16 protein-coding genes are annotated in these 16,252 nt (G+C 63.0%); 2 read left to right on the top strand and 14 right to left on the bottom strand.

The genetic code is table 11. From position 1 onward, the window contains the following. Positions 1–87: 87 nt before the first annotated feature. A complete protein-coding gene (locus LOY34_RS20365) occupies positions 88–2,175 on the bottom strand; it encodes a carboxy terminal-processing peptidase (RefSeq protein WP_176794227.1) in 2,088 nt (695 codons plus the stop codon). Between the two features lie 140 nt (positions 2,176–2,315). On the opposite strand from LOY34_RS20365, the gene LOY34_RS20360 reads away from it, so the two are divergent. Continuing rightward, on the top strand, positions 2,316–3,278 hold the full coding sequence (locus LOY34_RS20360; RefSeq protein ID WP_195884817.1) for a zinc-binding dehydrogenase: 963 nt from the start codon (positions 2,316–2,318) through the stop codon (positions 3,276–3,278). 80 nt (positions 3,279–3,358) lie between these two features. Here the strand turns inward: LOY34_RS20360 and LOY34_RS20355 are convergent, their stop codons facing one another. The 6 genes from LOY34_RS20355 to LOY34_RS20330 all read right to left on the bottom strand — a co-directional run bounded on the left by LOY34_RS20355 (position 3,359) and on the right by LOY34_RS20330 (position 8,639). Continuing rightward, on the bottom strand, positions 3,359–4,012 hold the full coding sequence (locus tag LOY34_RS20355; protein WP_195884816.1) for an HAD family phosphatase: 654 nt from the start codon (positions 4,010–4,012) through the stop codon (positions 3,359–3,361). A gap of 25 nt (positions 4,013–4,037) precedes the next feature. After that, the gene (locus tag LOY34_RS20350) at positions 4,038–5,027 is read right to left on the bottom strand and encodes an ABC transporter ATP-binding protein (RefSeq protein WP_093380365.1); all 990 of its coding nucleotides are present in this window, start codon (positions 5,025–5,027) and stop codon (positions 4,038–4,040) included. A 1-nt stretch (position 5,028) separates the two neighbouring features. Further along, complete coding sequence (locus LOY34_RS20345) at positions 5,029–5,826, bottom strand: ABC transporter permease (RefSeq protein WP_093380368.1); 798 nt, start codon at positions 5,824–5,826, stop codon at positions 5,029–5,031. Beyond that, positions 5,813–6,646 (bottom strand): ABC transporter permease subunit, encoded by an 834-nt coding sequence (locus LOY34_RS20340; protein WP_258665147.1) that lies wholly within the window; start codon positions 6,644–6,646, stop codon positions 5,813–5,815. The genes LOY34_RS20345 and LOY34_RS20340 overlap by 14 nt, the downstream gene beginning before the upstream one ends. A 5-nt stretch (positions 6,647–6,651) precedes the next feature. Continuing rightward, on the bottom strand, positions 6,652–7,458 hold the full coding sequence (locus LOY34_RS20335) for an alkaline phosphatase family protein (RefSeq protein ID WP_195884815.1): 807 nt from the start codon (positions 7,456–7,458) through the stop codon (positions 6,652–6,654). 116 nt (positions 7,459–7,574) lie between these two features. Continuing rightward, complete coding sequence (locus LOY34_RS20330) at positions 7,575–8,639, bottom strand: ABC transporter substrate-binding protein (RefSeq protein ID WP_093380373.1); 1,065 nt, start codon at positions 8,637–8,639, stop codon at positions 7,575–7,577. Between the two features lie 290 nt (positions 8,640–8,929). Here LOY34_RS20330 and phnR point away from each other — a divergent pair, with 290 nt between their 5' ends. Then, on the top strand, positions 8,930–9,643 hold the full coding sequence (gene phnR, locus LOY34_RS20325) for a phosphonate utilization transcriptional regulator PhnR (RefSeq protein ID WP_093380376.1): 714 nt from the start codon (positions 8,930–8,932) through the stop codon (positions 9,641–9,643). On the opposite strand, the gene LOY34_RS20320 is transcribed toward phnR, so the two are convergent. The 7 genes from LOY34_RS20320 to minC all read right to left on the bottom strand — a co-directional run bounded on the left by LOY34_RS20320 (position 9,640) and on the right by minC (position 16,212). Then, complete coding sequence (locus LOY34_RS20320) at positions 9,640–11,796, bottom strand: mechanosensitive ion channel family protein (protein ID WP_258665144.1); 2,157 nt, start codon at positions 11,794–11,796, stop codon at positions 9,640–9,642. The two genes, phnR and LOY34_RS20320, sit on opposite strands and share 4 nt — an antisense overlap. A 52-nt stretch (positions 11,797–11,848) precedes the next feature. Then, positions 11,849–12,013 (bottom strand): hypothetical protein, encoded by a 165-nt coding sequence (locus tag LOY34_RS20315; RefSeq protein WP_176794228.1) that lies wholly within the window; start codon positions 12,011–12,013, stop codon positions 11,849–11,851. 119 nt (positions 12,014–12,132) lie between these two features. Beyond that, positions 12,133–13,422 carry a M18 family aminopeptidase gene (locus LOY34_RS20310; protein ID WP_045195457.1) on the bottom strand — a complete coding sequence of 430 codons (1,290 nt, stop codon included), beginning with the start codon at positions 13,420–13,422 and terminating at the stop codon, positions 12,133–12,135. Positions 13,423–13,550: 128 nt separating this feature from the next. After that, a complete protein-coding gene (locus tag LOY34_RS20305) occupies positions 13,551–14,186 on the bottom strand; it encodes an RluA family pseudouridine synthase (RefSeq protein WP_045195455.1) in 636 nt (211 codons plus the stop codon). Positions 14,187–14,294: 108 nt separating this feature from the next. After that, positions 14,295–14,549 (bottom strand): cell division topological specificity factor MinE, encoded by a 255-nt coding sequence (minE, locus tag LOY34_RS20300; RefSeq protein WP_010224188.1) that lies wholly within the window; start codon positions 14,547–14,549, stop codon positions 14,295–14,297. 3 nt (positions 14,550–14,552) lie between these two features. Continuing rightward, positions 14,553–15,365 (bottom strand): septum site-determining protein MinD, encoded by an 813-nt coding sequence (gene minD / locus LOY34_RS20295; RefSeq protein WP_045195453.1) that lies wholly within the window; start codon positions 15,363–15,365, stop codon positions 14,553–14,555. A 97-nt stretch (positions 15,366–15,462) separates the two neighbouring features. Then, entirely contained in the window at positions 15,463–16,212 is a 750-nt protein-coding gene (minC, locus tag LOY34_RS20290; RefSeq protein WP_093387360.1) for a septum site-determining protein MinC, read from the bottom strand. Between the last annotated feature and the right edge of the window lie 40 nt (positions 16,213–16,252).

Below are 16,252 nucleotides of genomic sequence, written 5' to 3'. Positions count from 1 at the left end.
GCGGCGCTCAGTCCCTTATTTCACGACAGTCTGATGACTATTTGATGACGCAATGAAGCGCGGTCACATTATTTTGCCATCACCGTTTTACGGGTTGTTGCGCGCCACCTGCGAATTCAGCCCCAGGTAGTCCAGCAGGATCAACCCGGACTCCTTCAGGTAGGCGTCGTCTTCGGGCTTGGTATCGTCCGGCTCGACCGGCAGGGCGTCTTCGTCTTCCTTCTTCAGTTCCTTGAGCGGTTCTTCGCCCTTGGCCTTGCGTCGGGTGTTTTCCAGCGCCAGTTGCTTGCTTTCGATATCGGCGTGCTGGGCACGGCGTTCGGCCTCGTTGAGGCTGACGGTCTTCTCGTTCATCAGCTTCTGGGTCAGGGCCAGGCGGTCGCGGATGTAGACGAACTCCGGGTCCTTGGCCGTACGGCTGTCGTGACGGGCCTTGAGCTGGGCCAGGAACGGCTTGAACGGGTCGACCGCAGGCTTGATCGCCGGGCGGATAGTGTCCCATGGCATGGCTTCGGGCAGGGCGCTTTCGCCGATTTCCTTGGTGTCGATGATCGACGGGTAGTCGATGTCCGGCAGCACGCCCTGGTGCTGGGTACTCTGCCCGGATACCCGGTAGAACTTGGCCAGGGTCAGCTTCAGCTCGCCATGGTTGAGCGGCTGGATGGTTTGCACCGTGCCTTTGCCGAAGGTCTGCCCGCCGAGGATCAGCGCGCGGTGATAGTCCTGCATGGCGCCGGCGAAAATCTCCGAAGCCGAGGCCGACAGGCGGTTGACCACCAGTGCCAGCGGGCCTTTGTAGAAGGCGCCGCTGTTTTCGTCTTCAAGCACGTCGACGCGGCCGTCGCTGTTGCGCACCAGCACCGTCGGGCCCTTGTCGATGAACAGGCTGGTCAGCTCGGTGGCTTCCTGCAGCGAGCCGCCGCCGTTGTTGCGCAGGTCGATGACCACGCCGTCGACTTTTTCCTTCTGCAGTTCGGTCAGCAGTTTTTTAACGTCGCGGGTGGTGCTCTTGTACTCCGGATCGCCGGCGCGGAAGGCCTTGAAGTCGAGGTAGAAGGCCGGAATCTCGATGATTCCGAGCTTGTAGTCACGGCCGTCCTGCTTGAGCTTGAGCACCGACTTTTTCGCCGCCTGCTCTTCGAGTTTCACCGCTTCACGGGTGATCGGCACGATCTTGGTGGTCTGGTCGTTAGGGGCGTTGCTGGCCGGGATGATTTCCAGGCGCACCACCGAACCTTTCGGCCCGCGGATCAGCTTGACCACTTCGTCCAGGCGCCAGCCGATCACGTCGACCATTTCCTTGTTGCCCTGGGCCACGCCGATGATCTTGTCGGCCGGAGCTACCAATTTGGTTTTGGCCGCAGGGCCGGCCGGCACCAGGCGCACGATCTTGACCTGGTCGTTGTCGCTTTGCAGTACGGCGCCGATACCTTCGAGCGACAGGCTCATGTTGATATCGAAGTTTTCTGCATTGTCGGGCGACAGGTAGTTGGTGTGCGGGTCGTAGGACTGGGCGAAGGTGTTGATATAGGCCTGGAAGATGTCTTCGGCGCGGGTCTGGTCCAGGCGCGTGAGCTGGTTCTTGTAGCGCTTGGTCAGCAGTTCCTGGATTGCCTTGGGTTCTTTGCCGGCAATCTTCAGGCGCAGCACTTCATCCTTGACGCGTTTGCGCCAGAGGTCGTCGAGCTCGGCCTGGTTCTTCATCCACGGGGCGTCCTTGCGATCGATCAGCAAGGTCTCATGGGTGGTGAAGTCGAAGTTGTCGACGCCCTTGCTCAGCTCGGCGAGGGCGAAGTCCAGGCGCGATTTGACCCGGTCCAGGTAGCGCTTGTAGATGGTGAAGCCGGGGTCGAGATTGCCGCTTTTGAGGAAATCGTCGAACTGGGTCTTCCACTTGTCGAACTCGGCGATGTCGCTGGCAGTGAAGTAGCTGCGCGCAGGATCAAGGAGTTTGAGGTAGCTGTCGTAGATGATCACCGAGCGCGCATCGTTGAGCGGCGGCTTGCTGTAGTGGTGGCGCTTGAGCAGCTCGACCACGTTCAGGCTGGCGACCACTTCATCGCGGTCGGGCTGGAGCTTATCCCAGCTGTTGGCGGCCCATGCACTGCCCGCCAATGGCAGACTGCCCAGACCGATCAACAGGGCGAGGGTGGTGCTTGGCAGAAAATGCTTCATGCTGATTCGACGTAGGGACAATTGATCACGCATATTAGGCCGTCTTTGAATTCGCCGGTTCCATGAAAACCGGACGCATAATGCAAAAAGCCCGGGGCTACAGCTCCCGGGCTCAGTCATGACTCAACTATGGAGGCACTGTGAAGGCATTGCAAGGCGTTGACGGACATGTGGAGTGGGTTGCGACGACAAGTCCAACTTGCGATATCGGTCAAGTACGAATTCGCGTGGCCGCCGCCGGCCTCAATCGCGCCGACCTGCTCCAGCGTGCCGGGCTCTACCCGCCACCACCGGGGGCCAGCGAATTTCTCGGCCTGGAGTGCTCGGGGGTGATCAGCGAAGTGGGCGCCGGTTCTTCCTGGCAGGTCGGCGATCGGGTCTGTGCCTTGCTCGCCGGTGGCGGCATGGCCGAGGAAGTGGTGGTCGATGGCCGCCACGTACTGCCGGTGCCCGAGGGCTTGAGCCTGCAGGAAGCGGCGGCAATCCCCGAGGTGTATGCCACGGCCTGGCTCAATGTGTTCCAGCTGGCCGCGCTCAAGCCCGGTGAGAAAGTCTTGCTGCATGCCGGGGCGAGCGGCGTCGGCTCGGCGGCGATCCAGCTGTGCAAGGCCTTTGGCAGCCCGTGCTGGGTCAGCGTCGGCTCGGCCGAGCGCCTGGCCTACTGCGAAAGCCTGGGGGCCAGCGGCGGTGTGGTGCGCGGTGAGGATCTCGAGGCGCTGAATGACTTTGCCCCGTTCAATGTGATCCTCGACCCGGTCGGCGCCAACTATGCCGAGCTCAACCTCAAGCTGCTGGCCCGTGACGGGCGCTGGGTGATCATCGGCTTGATGGGCGGGCGCAAAGCCGAGCTGGACCTGGCGCAACTGCTGGGCAAGCGCATACAGGTCCTGGGTTCGACCTTGCGCACCCGCGATGACCAGTTCAAGGCGGACTTGCTCAGCGACCTCGGTCAGCAGGTGTGGCCGCTGTTCAGCGAAGGCCGGCTCAAGCCGCAACTGGCCAGGGCCTTCCCGATCAAGGATGCCGAGGCGGCGTTTGCCGAGCTTGCCAGCAATCAGGTGTCGGGCAAGCTGGTGTTGGTGATCGACGAGAGTCTGGTGTAGTCCGCCAATCGCTGGCAAGCCAGCTCCCACAGGTCAGGTGTATGCAGTACCTGTGGGAGCTGGCTTGCCAGCGATGCTTTTCATTTCCAGGTATGAATCGGCCACCTGTTCTTCTCGGCCTGCTCGCGCAACACCGGATCCGGATTGACCACATGCGGGAAATCCACCTTCAGCAGCAACGGCAAATCGTTGCGTGAATCCGAGTAGAAACTCGCGCCCTCAAGGTTCTCTCCCTGTTCATCCAGCCATTCCAGCAAGCGGGTGATCTTGCCTTCGCGGTAGGTCAGCACGCCCTTGGTCTTGCCGTTGTAAACACCGCGCTCAACCTCCAGCTCAATGCCGAGAATCTCATCGATGCCCAGACGTTCGGCAATCGGCTTGACCAGGTGAGTGCCGGAGGCCGAAATCACCAGGATCCGGTCGCCGGCCTTGCGGTGGGCGGCGATGGTCTTGGTGGCGTCGCTGAAGATGATCGGTTCGATGAAATCTTCCACCCAGGGCGCTACAAGGTGCTCGACTTCTGCCGGGGTGCGGCCGATCAAAGGTTCCAGGCTGAAGGCCATGTAGTCTTCCATGCGCAGCTTGCCATGGCTGTAGGCGTCCATCAGTTCGTTGTTGGTGCGCATGAAAGACGCTGGATCGACCCAGCCCAGACGGCCCATCTGCTCGCTCCAGAGCGTGGCGCAGTCACCGTGGATCAGGGTTTCATCCAGATCGAAAATCGCGAGTGCCATATTCAGAAAAACTCCTGTGCAACCCTCAGGCGACTTCGCAGAGGGCGGTGGGATCGATCGACAAGGATACCCGCTGGCCGTCCGGGTGCAGGTCGGCGGACGAGCGGTTGAGCACATCGACCAGCAATTCTACCCCGCGCGCTTCAACCCGGTAGCGGATCACGTTGCCCAGCAGGCTGTGGCTGCGTACCAGCCCCTCCCGCTCGCCGTCCAGGCTCAGGGCGATGGCTTCCGGGCGAATTGCCAGGCGGCTGTTCACCGGGCGCTGCAGCAGGCGGCTGGCGCTGTCGGCGTCGAGCAGGTTGTAGTTGCCGATAAAGCCTGCGGCGAACACGTCCACCGGCGCGGTATAGAGGGTTTCGGCATCGCCGCTCTGGACGATGCGGCCCTGGTTCATGAGGAAGATGCGATCGGACATGGTCAGCGCTTCTTCCTGGTCGTGGGTGACGAAGATGGTGGTCAGGCCCAGCTCGCGCTGGATCGCGCGGATCTGCTCGCGCAGGTGCTTGCGAATCCGCGCATCCAGCGCCGACAGCGGCTCGTCGAGCAGCAGCAGGCGCGGGCGGGTGACCAGCGAGCGGGCCAGGGCTACGCGCTGGCACTGGCCGCCGGACAACTGGTGCGGGTAGCGCCGGGCAAAGTCCTGAAGCTCGACCAGTTGCAGTACCTCGCGGACCCGCGCCTGGCTATCGTCGCTGTTGACCTTCTGCATGCGCAGGCCGAAGGCGACGTTCTGTTCGACGGTCATGTTGGGGAACAGCGCATAGCTCTGGAACACCATGCCGATCCCGCGTTTTTGCGGGCTGAGCGGCACCAGGTCGGTGCCATCGAGCAAGATGCGCCCGCTGTCCACCGCGGTCAGCCCGGCGATGCAGCGTAGCAGGGTGGACTTGCCGCAGCCGGACGGGCCGAGCAGGGTAACGAATTCGCCGCGTTCGATCTGGCAGTTGATGTCGTTGAACACCGGGCTGCCGGCATAGCTTTTTTGCAGGTTCTGTACGCTGACAAAGCTCATATCAGGACTTGTCCTTGTTCAGGCGGTTGGCTGCCCAGGTCAGCGCCAGCACGAAGAGGAAATAGGAAACCACCAGGGCACTGTTGAAGTGGCCGCTGCTGTTGCGCATGTTGTTGAGGTACACCTGCAGGGTCTCGTAGCGGGTGCCGACCAGCAGGTTGGCGAACACGAACTCGCCGAACAGGAACGAGAACGACAGCAGCAAGGCCACCATCAGGCCCTTGCGCAGGTTTGGCAGCACCACCAGGAACGCCGCCTGGAAGGTGCTGGCGCCCAGCAACTGGGCGGCGTCCATCAGGTCGCGCAGGTTGATCGCCTGCAGGTTGTTGGTGATTGCCCGGTACATGAACGGCAGGGCCACGGTGAAGTAGCAACCGATGAGGATCCACGGCGTGCCGACCATGGCCATCGGCCCCGAGCCGTAGAGCTGCAGCAGGCCCACCGACGACACCACCGGCGGCACCGCGAAGGGCAGCAGGATGAGGATGTTCATCAGCGCATCGAGGCGCGGGAAGTGGTAATGCACCACGAACAGCAGCGGCAATATCAACAGCACCGACAACAGCAGGGCGCCGACACACACCAGCAGCGACTGGCCGAAGGCGGCGAGAAAGCGCGGGTCGCTCCACAGCGCCAGGTACCACTTGAAGGTCAGGCCGCTGGGCAGCAGGCTCGCCGACCAGCTGGTGGCCAGCGAGTAGAGCAGGGTGCCGGCCAGCGGCAGCAAGAGGATGATGAACAGCAAGTAGACCACCAGGCGGTGGTACAGCGACGAGGTGCCCGGTTCAGCGCGCGACATGGTAGCTCCGCTTCAATAGCCATTGATGGACGAAGGTCACCAGGGTCATCAGCCCGACCAGGATGACCGCCAGGGCGCTGGCCAGGTTCGGGTCCAGCGAGATGTCGCCGGCCACCAGCGTGGCGATGCGGATCGGCAGCACGTTGAAGTTGCCGGTGGTCAGCGCATAGACCGTGGCATAGGCGCCCAGGGCGTTGGCCAGGAGGATCACGAAGGTGCCCAGCAGCGCCGGCGTCAGCACCGGCAGGCCGATGTGCCGCCAGTATTGCCAGGCGCCGGCGCCGAGCAGCTCGGCGGACTCGCGCCAGTCTTCGCGCAGGGCGTCGAAGGCCGGGTAGAGCAGCAGCACGCCGAGGGGGATCTGGAAATAGGTGTAGAGGATGATCAGCCCGGTCTTGGAGTAGAGGTTGAAGTCTTCGATGATCCCGGCCTGCTTCAGCAGCATGGTCAGCGCGCCGTTGAAGCCGAGCAGGATGATGAAGGCGAAGGCCAGCGGCACCCCGGAGAAGTTGCTGGTCATGTTGGCGAAGGCGTTGACGAAATCGCGCAGGCGCGAGTCGACCCGGCGCAACGAGTAGCTGCCGAGGATGGCGATGAGGATGCCGAACAGGCTCGACCAGAAGCTGATCTCCAGGCTGTGCTGGATCGCCTGGCGGTAGAACCTGGAAGTGAATATCTTGCTGAAATTGTCCAGGCCCCAGCTTGATTCCACCTGCACGCTGTGGAGCATGACCCAGGCCAGCGGGGCGATCTGGAAGATGATGAAAAACACCGCGAAAGGCACCAGGCAGAGCAGGGCCAGCCATTTGCCGCGCTTGATCGAATTCACTTGAGCAGCTCCCGGCACACCGGCTTGTCGTGGGGCACGCCGAGCAACTCGCAAATGGTGCCACACAGTTCGGTCTGCAGCGGCTTGGCCGCCGGGTCGAGGCTGAACGCCTGGCCAAAGACGAACAGCGGCACTTCGCGCTCTTCGGCCAGCAGGCCGTTGTGCGAGCGGTCGTTGTTCATGCCGTGGTCGGCAGTCACCACTACCTGATAGCCCTCTTCGAGCCAGGTGCGCAGGTAATCGGCCAGAAGGATATCGGCGCTGCGCGCGCTGTTGCGGTACTGGCTGCTGTCCAGGCCGTGGCGGTGGCCGGCGTCGTCGATGTTCATCGGGTGCACCAGGAGAAAATTCGGTGCATGACGGCGGCGCAGGTACTCGGCGTCGGCGAACAGGTGCGAATCGGGGTAGTGGTCGGCGTAATAGAACAGCCCGTGCTGGATCGGCAGCTTGGGGGCGTGGGTGTGGCGGTCGCGCAGCGGGTCGAAGGGCGAGCGGTTGTACAGCTCGCTCATCCAGTGATAGGCCGCCGCGGCCGTGCCCAGGCCGGCCTCGCGGGCGTAGTGGAACACGCTGCGCTGGTTGGACAGGCGGTTGACGTTGTTGTGGACGATGCCGCTGTCGATCGGCGCGACCCCGGTGAGGATGCATTCGTACAGCGGCCGTGACAACGACGGCAGCTCGCATTCGACCCGGTAAAGCGCTGCACGGTCGGCCTCGACATAGGCATGCAGATGGCCCATAGCGTGGTGCGCGACCTGATGGTTGAGGCCATCGAGCAGGACCAGGATGACGTTGTGGCTCATAGGAACTCCGCAATTGTGCTGACCTCATCGCTGGCAAGCCAGCTCCCACAGACGTTGTGGGAGCTGGCTTGCCAGCGATTGGGGGTAACAGGTATTGCCTGACACCCCCTGAAGGTTCACTCCATCTCGATGATCACTTGCTCCTGCCACTTCTGCGGCAGGGCCTTGGAGGTCGCTTCCCAGGCTTCGGCATTCTTGATCGGCTGCGCGGCGCTGTACTGCTCGTTGGGCAGCAGTTTGGCCTGTACCTCAGCCGGCAGTTTCAGGTGCTCGGCACGGATCGGCCGGGCATGCCCCTTGGCCAGGTTGATCTGCCCGGCATCGCTGAAGATGTACTCGCGGGTCAGCTTGGCGGCGTTGGGGTTTTTTGCGTATTTGTTGATGATGGTGGTGTAACCGGACATCACCGAACCGTCAGACGGGATCAGCACCTCGAAGCGTTTCGGGTCGATCTGCTGGCGGTAGCTCAGGCCGTTGAAGTCCCAGACCACACCGACTTCGATCTCGCCCTTCTCCAGGGTCTGGATGGTCGGGTTGGCCAGCGACAGGCGTTTTTGCTGGGCCAGCTTGGTGAACAGCTGCAGGCCTGGTTCGATGTTGCTCTCGTCGCCTTTATAGGCGATGGCAGCGGCCAGAACACCGTTGGCAGCCTGGGCGGCGGTGCCGACGTCACCGATGGCGACCTTGTACTTGCCCTTTTCCAGGTCATGCCAGGTTTTCGGAATGTCTGCCTCCTTCACCAGTTGCTTGTTGATGATGAAGGCAATGGTGCCGGTATAGGCCAGGGCCCAGTGGCCGTCTTTGTCCTTGGCCCAGTCCGGGACCTGCTCCCAGGTGCTTGGCTTGTACGGCTGGGTCACGCCCTTGGCCACCGCGATCGGGCCGAAGGCGGCGCCGACGTCACCGATGTCGGCGCTGGCGTTGTCTTTTTCGGCGTCGAACTTGGCCACTTCCTGGGCCGAGCTCATGTCGGTGTCCATGTGCTTGAGGCCGTATTTTGTCGCCAGGTCGTCCCAGGTGCCTTTCCAGTTGGCCCAGGCATCGGGCATGCCCACGCTGTTGACTACGCCTTCCTTGCGGGCGGCGTCCTCGAGGGCCTTGAGGTCAGTGTCGGCGGCCATGGCCGCTGTGCACATCGCGATACTCGAGCCTAACAGTGACGCCAGAAAAAGCTTTTTCATCCGAAGCTCCTTGATGGGTGCCGTACAAAACGCAAAAGGTGTTGTTGGACGTTGTTGCGGTTCGGTTGGTCTAGGTCAGCAATACCTGAGCCAAGGTAGGCCTGCTGCATGACAATTTGATGTCCAGGCATTGCCTCGGCCGGGCTTTTGCCCCTGGAAATCAAGCGTAGACCACCCTCACTGTCATCTGGCATTCATCTGCAGTGCCTAGGCTTGCACTATTCTCATAGCCCTACGGCGCCAGATTGGGGCGCTACCGGGGCTGGACTAGTCCAGATAGGTAACCTTTGATGCAGCCACTGCCACCGCGAGCAGTAACAGCCATCTGTCATGCCCTGCAGGAGCAGATTGAGCATGGCCTCCTGTCGCCCGGCTGCAAGCTACCGGCCGAGCGCAAGCTCAGCGAGGTGTTCGACACCACGCGCATCACCTTGCGTGAGGCGCTGGTGCAACTGGAGGCGCGGGGTTTGATTTACCGCGAGGAACGCCGCGGCTGGTTCGTCGCGCCCGAGCGCCTGACCTACGACCTGATCGAGCGCAGCCACTTTCATGCCATGGTCCGCGAGCAGGGCCGCGAGGCGCGTACCGAGTTGTTGTCGGCGCGCCTGCAGCCAGCAGCGGCAGCGGTGTGTGCGCGGCTGCAACTGGCGCCGCTGTCGAGCGTGATCCAGATCTGCCGGTTACGCCGGATCGATGGCCGGGCGGTGCTGTATGCCGAGCACTACCTGAACCCCGAATACTTTCCGGGCATTCTTGATCATGACCTGAGCCGCTCGCTGACCGAGCTGTATGCCGGCCACTACGGCATCGAGTACGGACGGGTGCGCTTCGAGATCCTGCCGACCGCCTTGCCGGTAGCGGCAGCGCTGGCGCTTAAAGTGTCGGCCGGTAGCCCCGGCCTGCACATTACCCGGGTCAACAGCGACCAGCACGGGCGGCTGATCGACTGTGACCTTGAGTACTGGCGCCATGACGCGATCCGCATCAAGGCCCAAGCCGGTTAGGACTTGGGCGGGCTTTCGCTGAACGGTGTGCTGGCGTCGGCGGTGATCACCTGCACGCTCAGGCGCGGGGTGGCCAGGTCCAGGCCGGATTCGTCGAGCTGGCGTTTGAGCGCCAGGTTGAAGGCCCGTGACACTTCCCACTGCTTGATCGGCGCGGTCTTGAAGCGCGCACGCAGGATCGCCGAGCCCGACTCGAAGCTCTCCACCCCTTGCAGCTCCAGCGGCGACCAGATGTTGCGGCGCATCAGCGGGTCGTTGCGCATCTTCTGCCCGACATCGCGGATCAGGGTGATTGCCTGGTCGATGTTCATGCTGTGCGGGATGGCCACGCGAAAGATCGCGTAGCCGAACTCGCGGGAGTAGTTCTTGATGCTCTTGATCTCGCTGAACGGGATGGTGTGGACGATGCCGTCGATATCGCGCAGGCGCACGGTACGGATGGTCAGGCCCTCGACCGTGCCCAGGTGGCCGCCGACATCGACGTAATCATCGATGGCCAGGGAGTCTTCGATGATGATGAACAGCCCGGTGATCAGGTCGGCGACCAGCGATTGCGCGCCAAAACCGATGGCCAGGCCGATGACACCGGCACCGGCCAGCAGCGGGGTGACGTTCATGCCCATGTTGGCCAGGGCGACGATCACCGCAATGATGAAGATCGTCACGAACAGCACGTTGCGGATCAGCGGCATCATGGTTTGCGCACGGGCGTTGGCCAGGCCTTTGCGCGAGCGGGTGAGGGCGTGGTGCACGGCGGTGTCGGCGAGAATCCACACCAGCCAGGCGGCGATCAGGGTGCCGGCCAGGCCGAACAGGCGCACCGCCACCTCATGGCCTTCGCCCTCGGTGAAGGTGATCAGCGAAAAGCCCCAGACGCGCAAGCCAAGTTCGATGAACACCAGCCAGATGCCCAGGTGCACCAGGGTGTAGCCAAAGCTGCGCAAGCGCTCCGAGTACACCGCCTGGCGGCGGTTGGCCCGTTGCGGCTTGAGCCCGTGGCGACGGACCAGGCCGTTGATGACCATGCACAAGATCAGCAGCACCGTGCACATCAGTGACTGGCGCAGGGCAGTGCTGGTGTCACCGGCGGAAATGAACGTGGCAAACAGCGAAATCGCCACCAGCACCAGCGCCGGCAGGTACCAGAAGGTGCCAAGGATTTCGATGGTGTCGCTCAAGGCCCGGCGGGTCAGCCGTCGTGACAGCGGCTGGTTGCGGATCAGGTGGGCGATGGGCCGGCGAAAGCGCAGGATGAACAATCCGGTCGACAGCCCGGCGAGGATGTTGGCCAGGGTCGCCAGGGTGTGCGAGAGGTGATCGCCCAGGGCGCTGGCCATGCGCGGGTCGTTCATGGCCTCGCCGAAGGCGGCGAAGCTGCCGATCAGCCACAGCGGACGGAACGCCTGGTGGCGCAGGATGTGCAGGGCGCGGTGGCGGTGCGGGCCGTCAAGCAGGGAGAAGGCGATGACGCAGATTGCCGAGAAGCAGGTACCGACCACCAGCGCGTAGGCCAGGACCATGGCCATCGACTTGCCCAGTGACGAGGGCAGGGCAAAGCTCAGGTACACGGTGATCACCAGCGCCACCAGCCAGGGCCCGAGCTTGCGCAAGGCGAAGCGCACCAGGTCCCAGGTGCGCGGGTGTTGCGGCAGTTCTTCGGTCAGGCCGAAGCGCAGCCGGACCTGGTGGCCGACCCAGTTCAGGGCGTAGGCCAGCAGGCTCCACAGGGCGATGATCGCGGCAAAGCCAAAGAGGATCGGTGGCCATTCGTGCCAGGGCACCAGGCGGGCGTCGAGCTCGATCTGCGCCAGCTCCAGCTCGCGGGTCCAGCGGTTGAACGGGCTGGCCTCACCGCTGAACTGTTTTTCCAGCTCGCCGAAGGTCGTGCCGATAAGGCCCAGTACGCCTTGTTCGGCGCTGGGTTGCGCCTGTTTGGTGCTGTCGCGCAGCTTTTTCAGGTCGGCCAGCAGCTTGGCCCGCTGCTGGTCGTTTTCCAGGCTCTTGATGACTTCGTCCAGTGACTGGCCCAGGGGTTCGCTAGCTTCGGGCTGGGCCTTGCTGCCGCCACCGAGCAGGCCCGGCAGGCCGGCGGCGTGCGCGGGCGCAACGAAGAGCAAGGGCAGGAGCAGGAGAAAAAACGCGGAAAAAGACAGGCACCGGACAATCAACCTCAAAACGATCAATCGCCCGAGTGTAGTGTATTTGTCAGTTGAGTTTCTCGAGGATCTTCCAGCACATGATGCCGATCATGCCCAGGGTGCCGACCCACATCATCAACACGCCGATATTGCGATCGCGCAGGTTGAAGCCTACGGTCAGCAGGATCAGGCCGGCGATGACCGGAAGGAACAGAGAGGCAAAGGCTGACATGCGGCAAGGTCCTTACTTGAGAGTTATGGCTCAAGCATAGCGGGATTCGCCGGCGAGGGGTTGATCGGGGTCAGGCTGGCGGGCCTCATCGCGGGTCGACTTGACCCGCGATGCTTTCATCAAGGCAAATCGCGACTGCGATAGAACGCCGTCAGCACTTTCACCAGGTGCGCCAGGTCCTGGCTGCCGCACAGCTCGCGGATCGAGTGCATGGCGAAGGTCGGCAGGCCGATGTCGACAGTGCGCACGCCCAGGTGGCTGGCGGTGATCGGGCCGATGGTCGAGCCGCAACCCATGTCGCTGCGCACCACGAAGCTTTGCACCGGTACTTCCTCGGCCATGCACAGGTGGCGGAAGAAGCCGGCGGTTTCGCTGTTGGTGGCGTAGCGCTGGTTGTTGTTGACCTTGATCACCGGGCCGGCATTGAGCTTGGGCCCGTGATTGCCGTCGTGCTTCTCGGCATAGTTGGGGTGCACGCCGTGGGCGTTGTCGGCCGAGACCAGCAGCGAGCGCTGGATCGCGCGGACGAAGTCGTCGCCGTCGGGCAGCAGGCGGCGCAGGGTCTGTTCGAGCATCGGCCCGTCGGCGCCACAGGCCGAGCAGGAGCCGACTTCTTCGTGGTCGTTGCACACCAGCACGCAGGTTTCATCGCTGTCGGCGTTGAGCAGCGCCTGCAGGCCGGCATAGCACGACAGCAGGTTGTCCAGGCGTGCGCCGGCGATGAACTCGCCATGCAGGCCAATCAGGGCGGCGCTCTGGGTGTCGTAGAAGCTCAGTTCGTAGTCCAGCACCACATCGGCGTTCAGGCCGTGCTCGCGGGCCAGCTGGTCGGTAAGCAGGGCACGAAAATCGACGCGCTCGTCACCAGCCACCTGGGCCAGGATCGGCGGCAGCTCGGTCTGCGGGTTGATCGCCCAGCCTTCGTTGGCGGTGCGATTGAGGTGGATAGCCAGGTTCGGGATCACTGCGATCGGCAGCTTGAAATCGACCAGCTGGCTTTCGACCTTGCCGTCACGGCGGAAGGTTACCCGCCCGGCCAGCGACAGGTCACGGTCGAACCACGGCGCCAGCAGGGCGCCACCGTAGACTTCCACGCCCAGTTGCCAGAAGCCCTGGCGCTGCAGTTCGGGCTGCGGCTTGACCCGCAGGCACGGGCTGTCGGTGTGGGCGCCGACCAGGCGGATGCCGTCGAGCAGCGGCGAGTGACGGCCGAGCTTGAAGGCGATGATCGAGGAATCGTTGCGGGTCAGGTAGTAGCGACCGCCGGCCACGGTGGCCCAGCTGTCGCGCTCGTCCAGGCGCTGGTAACCGGCGGCATCGAGGCGCTGGGCCAGGGCGGCGGTGGCATGGAACGGCGTAGGGGAGGCCTTGAGGAAGTCGATCAGGCCTTGATTCAGTGCATCGCGCATAGGTCACTCCAGACAGCAGTGGCGGCATTTTAGCGGGTGAGCTGCAAGCTGCAAGCTGCAAGAGGCGGCGTAACTCAATGCAGGGTGACTGCTTGAAGCTTGAAGCTTGAAGCTTGCCGCTGGCGCCGTCAAAACGGCGCCGGACACTCGAAGCGCAACCGCTCCCCGGACACCGGGTGGGTAAAGCTCAGCATGCTTGCATGCAGGCACAGCCGCTCATGGGCTGCCAGCGCCTCGGGGCAGGCATACAGGCGATCACCCAGCAACGGATGACCGATCGACAGCATGTGCACGCGCAACTGGTGCGAGCGCCCGGTGATCGGCGTCAGCTCGACCCGGCAATGATCGCCACAGCGCTCGACGATGCGCCAGAAGGTCAGGGCATGCTTGCCCTGCTCATGGTCGACCACGTGCCGTGGCTTGGTCGGTGGGTCGTAGCGCAGCGGCAGGTCGATGCTGCCGCTGTCGAGCTGCGGCTGGCCCCAGCACAGTGCGGTGTAGGCCTTCTCGGTTTCGCGGTCGTGGAACTGCCGGGACAGTTCGCGATGACTGTCGGCGTCGCGGGCCAGGAGGATGATCCCCGAAGTTTCCCAGTCCAGGCGGTGGACGATCAGGGCATCAGGGTAGCCGTTTTCCTGCAGGCGGGTGATCAGGCAATCCTTGTTGTCTTCGGCCCGGCCCGGCACGGACAGCAGCAGGGTCGGTTTGTTGACCACCAGGATGGCGTCATCTTCATGCAGGATGTGTACGTTGGACAGCGGCATTGCGTGTTCCAAAATAGCTGTGGGAGCGGGCTTGACCCGCGACGCGATATGACTGGCAGATCGCAATCGCGGGTCAAGCCCGCTCCCACAGGGTGCCCGAAAACGCTATCAGCGATCGGGCAGGGTGATGTTGAGTTCGAGGATCGAGCAGCTGCCCTGGTTCTCCAGAGCGACCTGCACATCATCGGAGCCGATGTTGACGTACTTGCGGATCACTTCCACCAGTTCCTTCTGCAGGGCTGGCAGGTAGTCCGGAGTACTGCGCTGACCGCGCTCGTGCGCCACGATGATCTGTAGACGCTCTTTCGCGACCGAGGCGGTGCTTACTTTTTTGCTGGCACGAAAGAAGTCAAAAAGGTTCATTGGTTAGTTGCCTCCAAACAGGCGCTCGAAGAATCCCTTCTTCTTCACATCAAGGAACCGATGTTCCACGTTTTTGCCCAGCAGGCGGTCAACGGTATCGCTATAGGCCTGGCCAGCATCGCTCTGGTCGTCAAGGATGACCGGTACGCCCTGGTTGGATGCCTTGAGCACCGCCTGGGATTCAGGGATCACGCCCAGCAGGGCCACCGAGAGGATTTCCTTGACGTCTTCGACGCCGAGCATTTCGCCCTGGCTGACGCGCTCCGGGTGGTAGCGGGTGATCAGCAGGTGTTCCTTGATCGGGTCTTCGTTGCGTTCGGCGCGGCGCGATTTGCTCGCCAGCAGGCCCAGCATACGGTCCGAGTCACGTACCGAGGAGACTTCCGGGTTGGTCACGACGATCGCTTCGTCAGCGAAGTACATGGCCAGGTGGGCGCCTTTCTCGATACCGGCCGGCGAGTCGCAGACCACGTATTCGAAGTCCTCTTTGAGCTGCATCAGGACTTTTTCCACGCCTTCCTGGGTCAGCGCGTCCTTGTCGCGGGTCTGGCTGGCGGCCAGCACGTAGAGGTTCTCAAGGCGCTTGTCCTTGATCAGCGCTTGCTGCAGGTTGGCTTCGCCGTTGACGACGTTGACGAAGTCGTACACCACGCGGCGTTCGCAGCCCATGATCAGGTCGAGGTTACGCAGGCCGACGTCGAAGTCGACGATGACAGTCTTGTGGCCGCGCAGTGCGAGGCCGGTACCAATAGCGGCGCTGGTGGTGGTCTTACCCACACCACCCTTGCCGGATGTAACCACGAGAATCTTGGCCAAGGTGTTTCACCCCTAAAGAAAAGGACGTCGAGTCCCAAAAAATACAAAAAACGGCAACATCGAAAAAAGTTGCGCAGAAAATGGCGGCAAGTATCCGTTAAAGACGGGTGATGTTCAACACGTCACCGGACAGGCTGACCTGTACCCCGGCCCCCCACAGCGGATCGCGGCGCAGGTCTTCGGAGACCTTGTATTGCCCGGCGATCGAGACCATCTCGGCGGTCAGCTGCTGGCAGAAGATCCGCGCCCGGGTATTGCCCTTGATCCCGGCCAGTGCCCGCCCACGCATTGCACCGTACACATGGATGTTGCCATCGGCGAGAAGTTCCGCGCCCGGGCTGACCGACGACACTACTACCAGATCGCCACCCTGAGCGTAGATCTGCTGGCCGCCGCGTACCGGGGTGGTGATGATCTTGGTCGGGCGGATGGCCGGCTCCGGCGGCGCCACGGGGGCGGGCGCAGGCTCGGGCTTCTTCACTTCCGGCTCCGGCTCCAGCGGCCGCTCACGGGCACCGGAGGGCGGCAGCACCGGCAGGTCGATGGCGATCGCCGCGGCAATGTCTTCGATACGGCTGGCGCGGATGGCCAGGGTGCGCAGGCCGTGATGGCGGCAGACGCGCATCAGCCCGGGCAAGTCGACCGCGCCTTCGCCGGCCGGGAGCTTGTCCAGGGCCAGTACCAGCGGGGTATTGCTGAAGAAATTCGGCGCCTGGGCGACCTTGGCCGCCAACTGCCGGTCGAGGCCTTCGAGGTTGTTCCTGGCGAGCTCGAGCACGGTAATGGCGAGCATGCTGCCCTTGAGCTGGAACACGGGGTCTTGGTCTGGCGTTTGGGTTTGGCTCATGGTCTGCATTAGGGCGGCTTGTTACGAAAAAGTGCCCAGA

Source organism: Pseudomonas sp. B21-009, from assembly GCF_024749345.1.
Classification (GTDB): Bacteria; Pseudomonadota; Gammaproteobacteria; order Pseudomonadales; family Pseudomonadaceae; genus Aquipseudomonas.
Note: the sequence above shows the minus strand (reverse complement) of the source record. Positions and strands in the feature narration are given on the sequence as shown.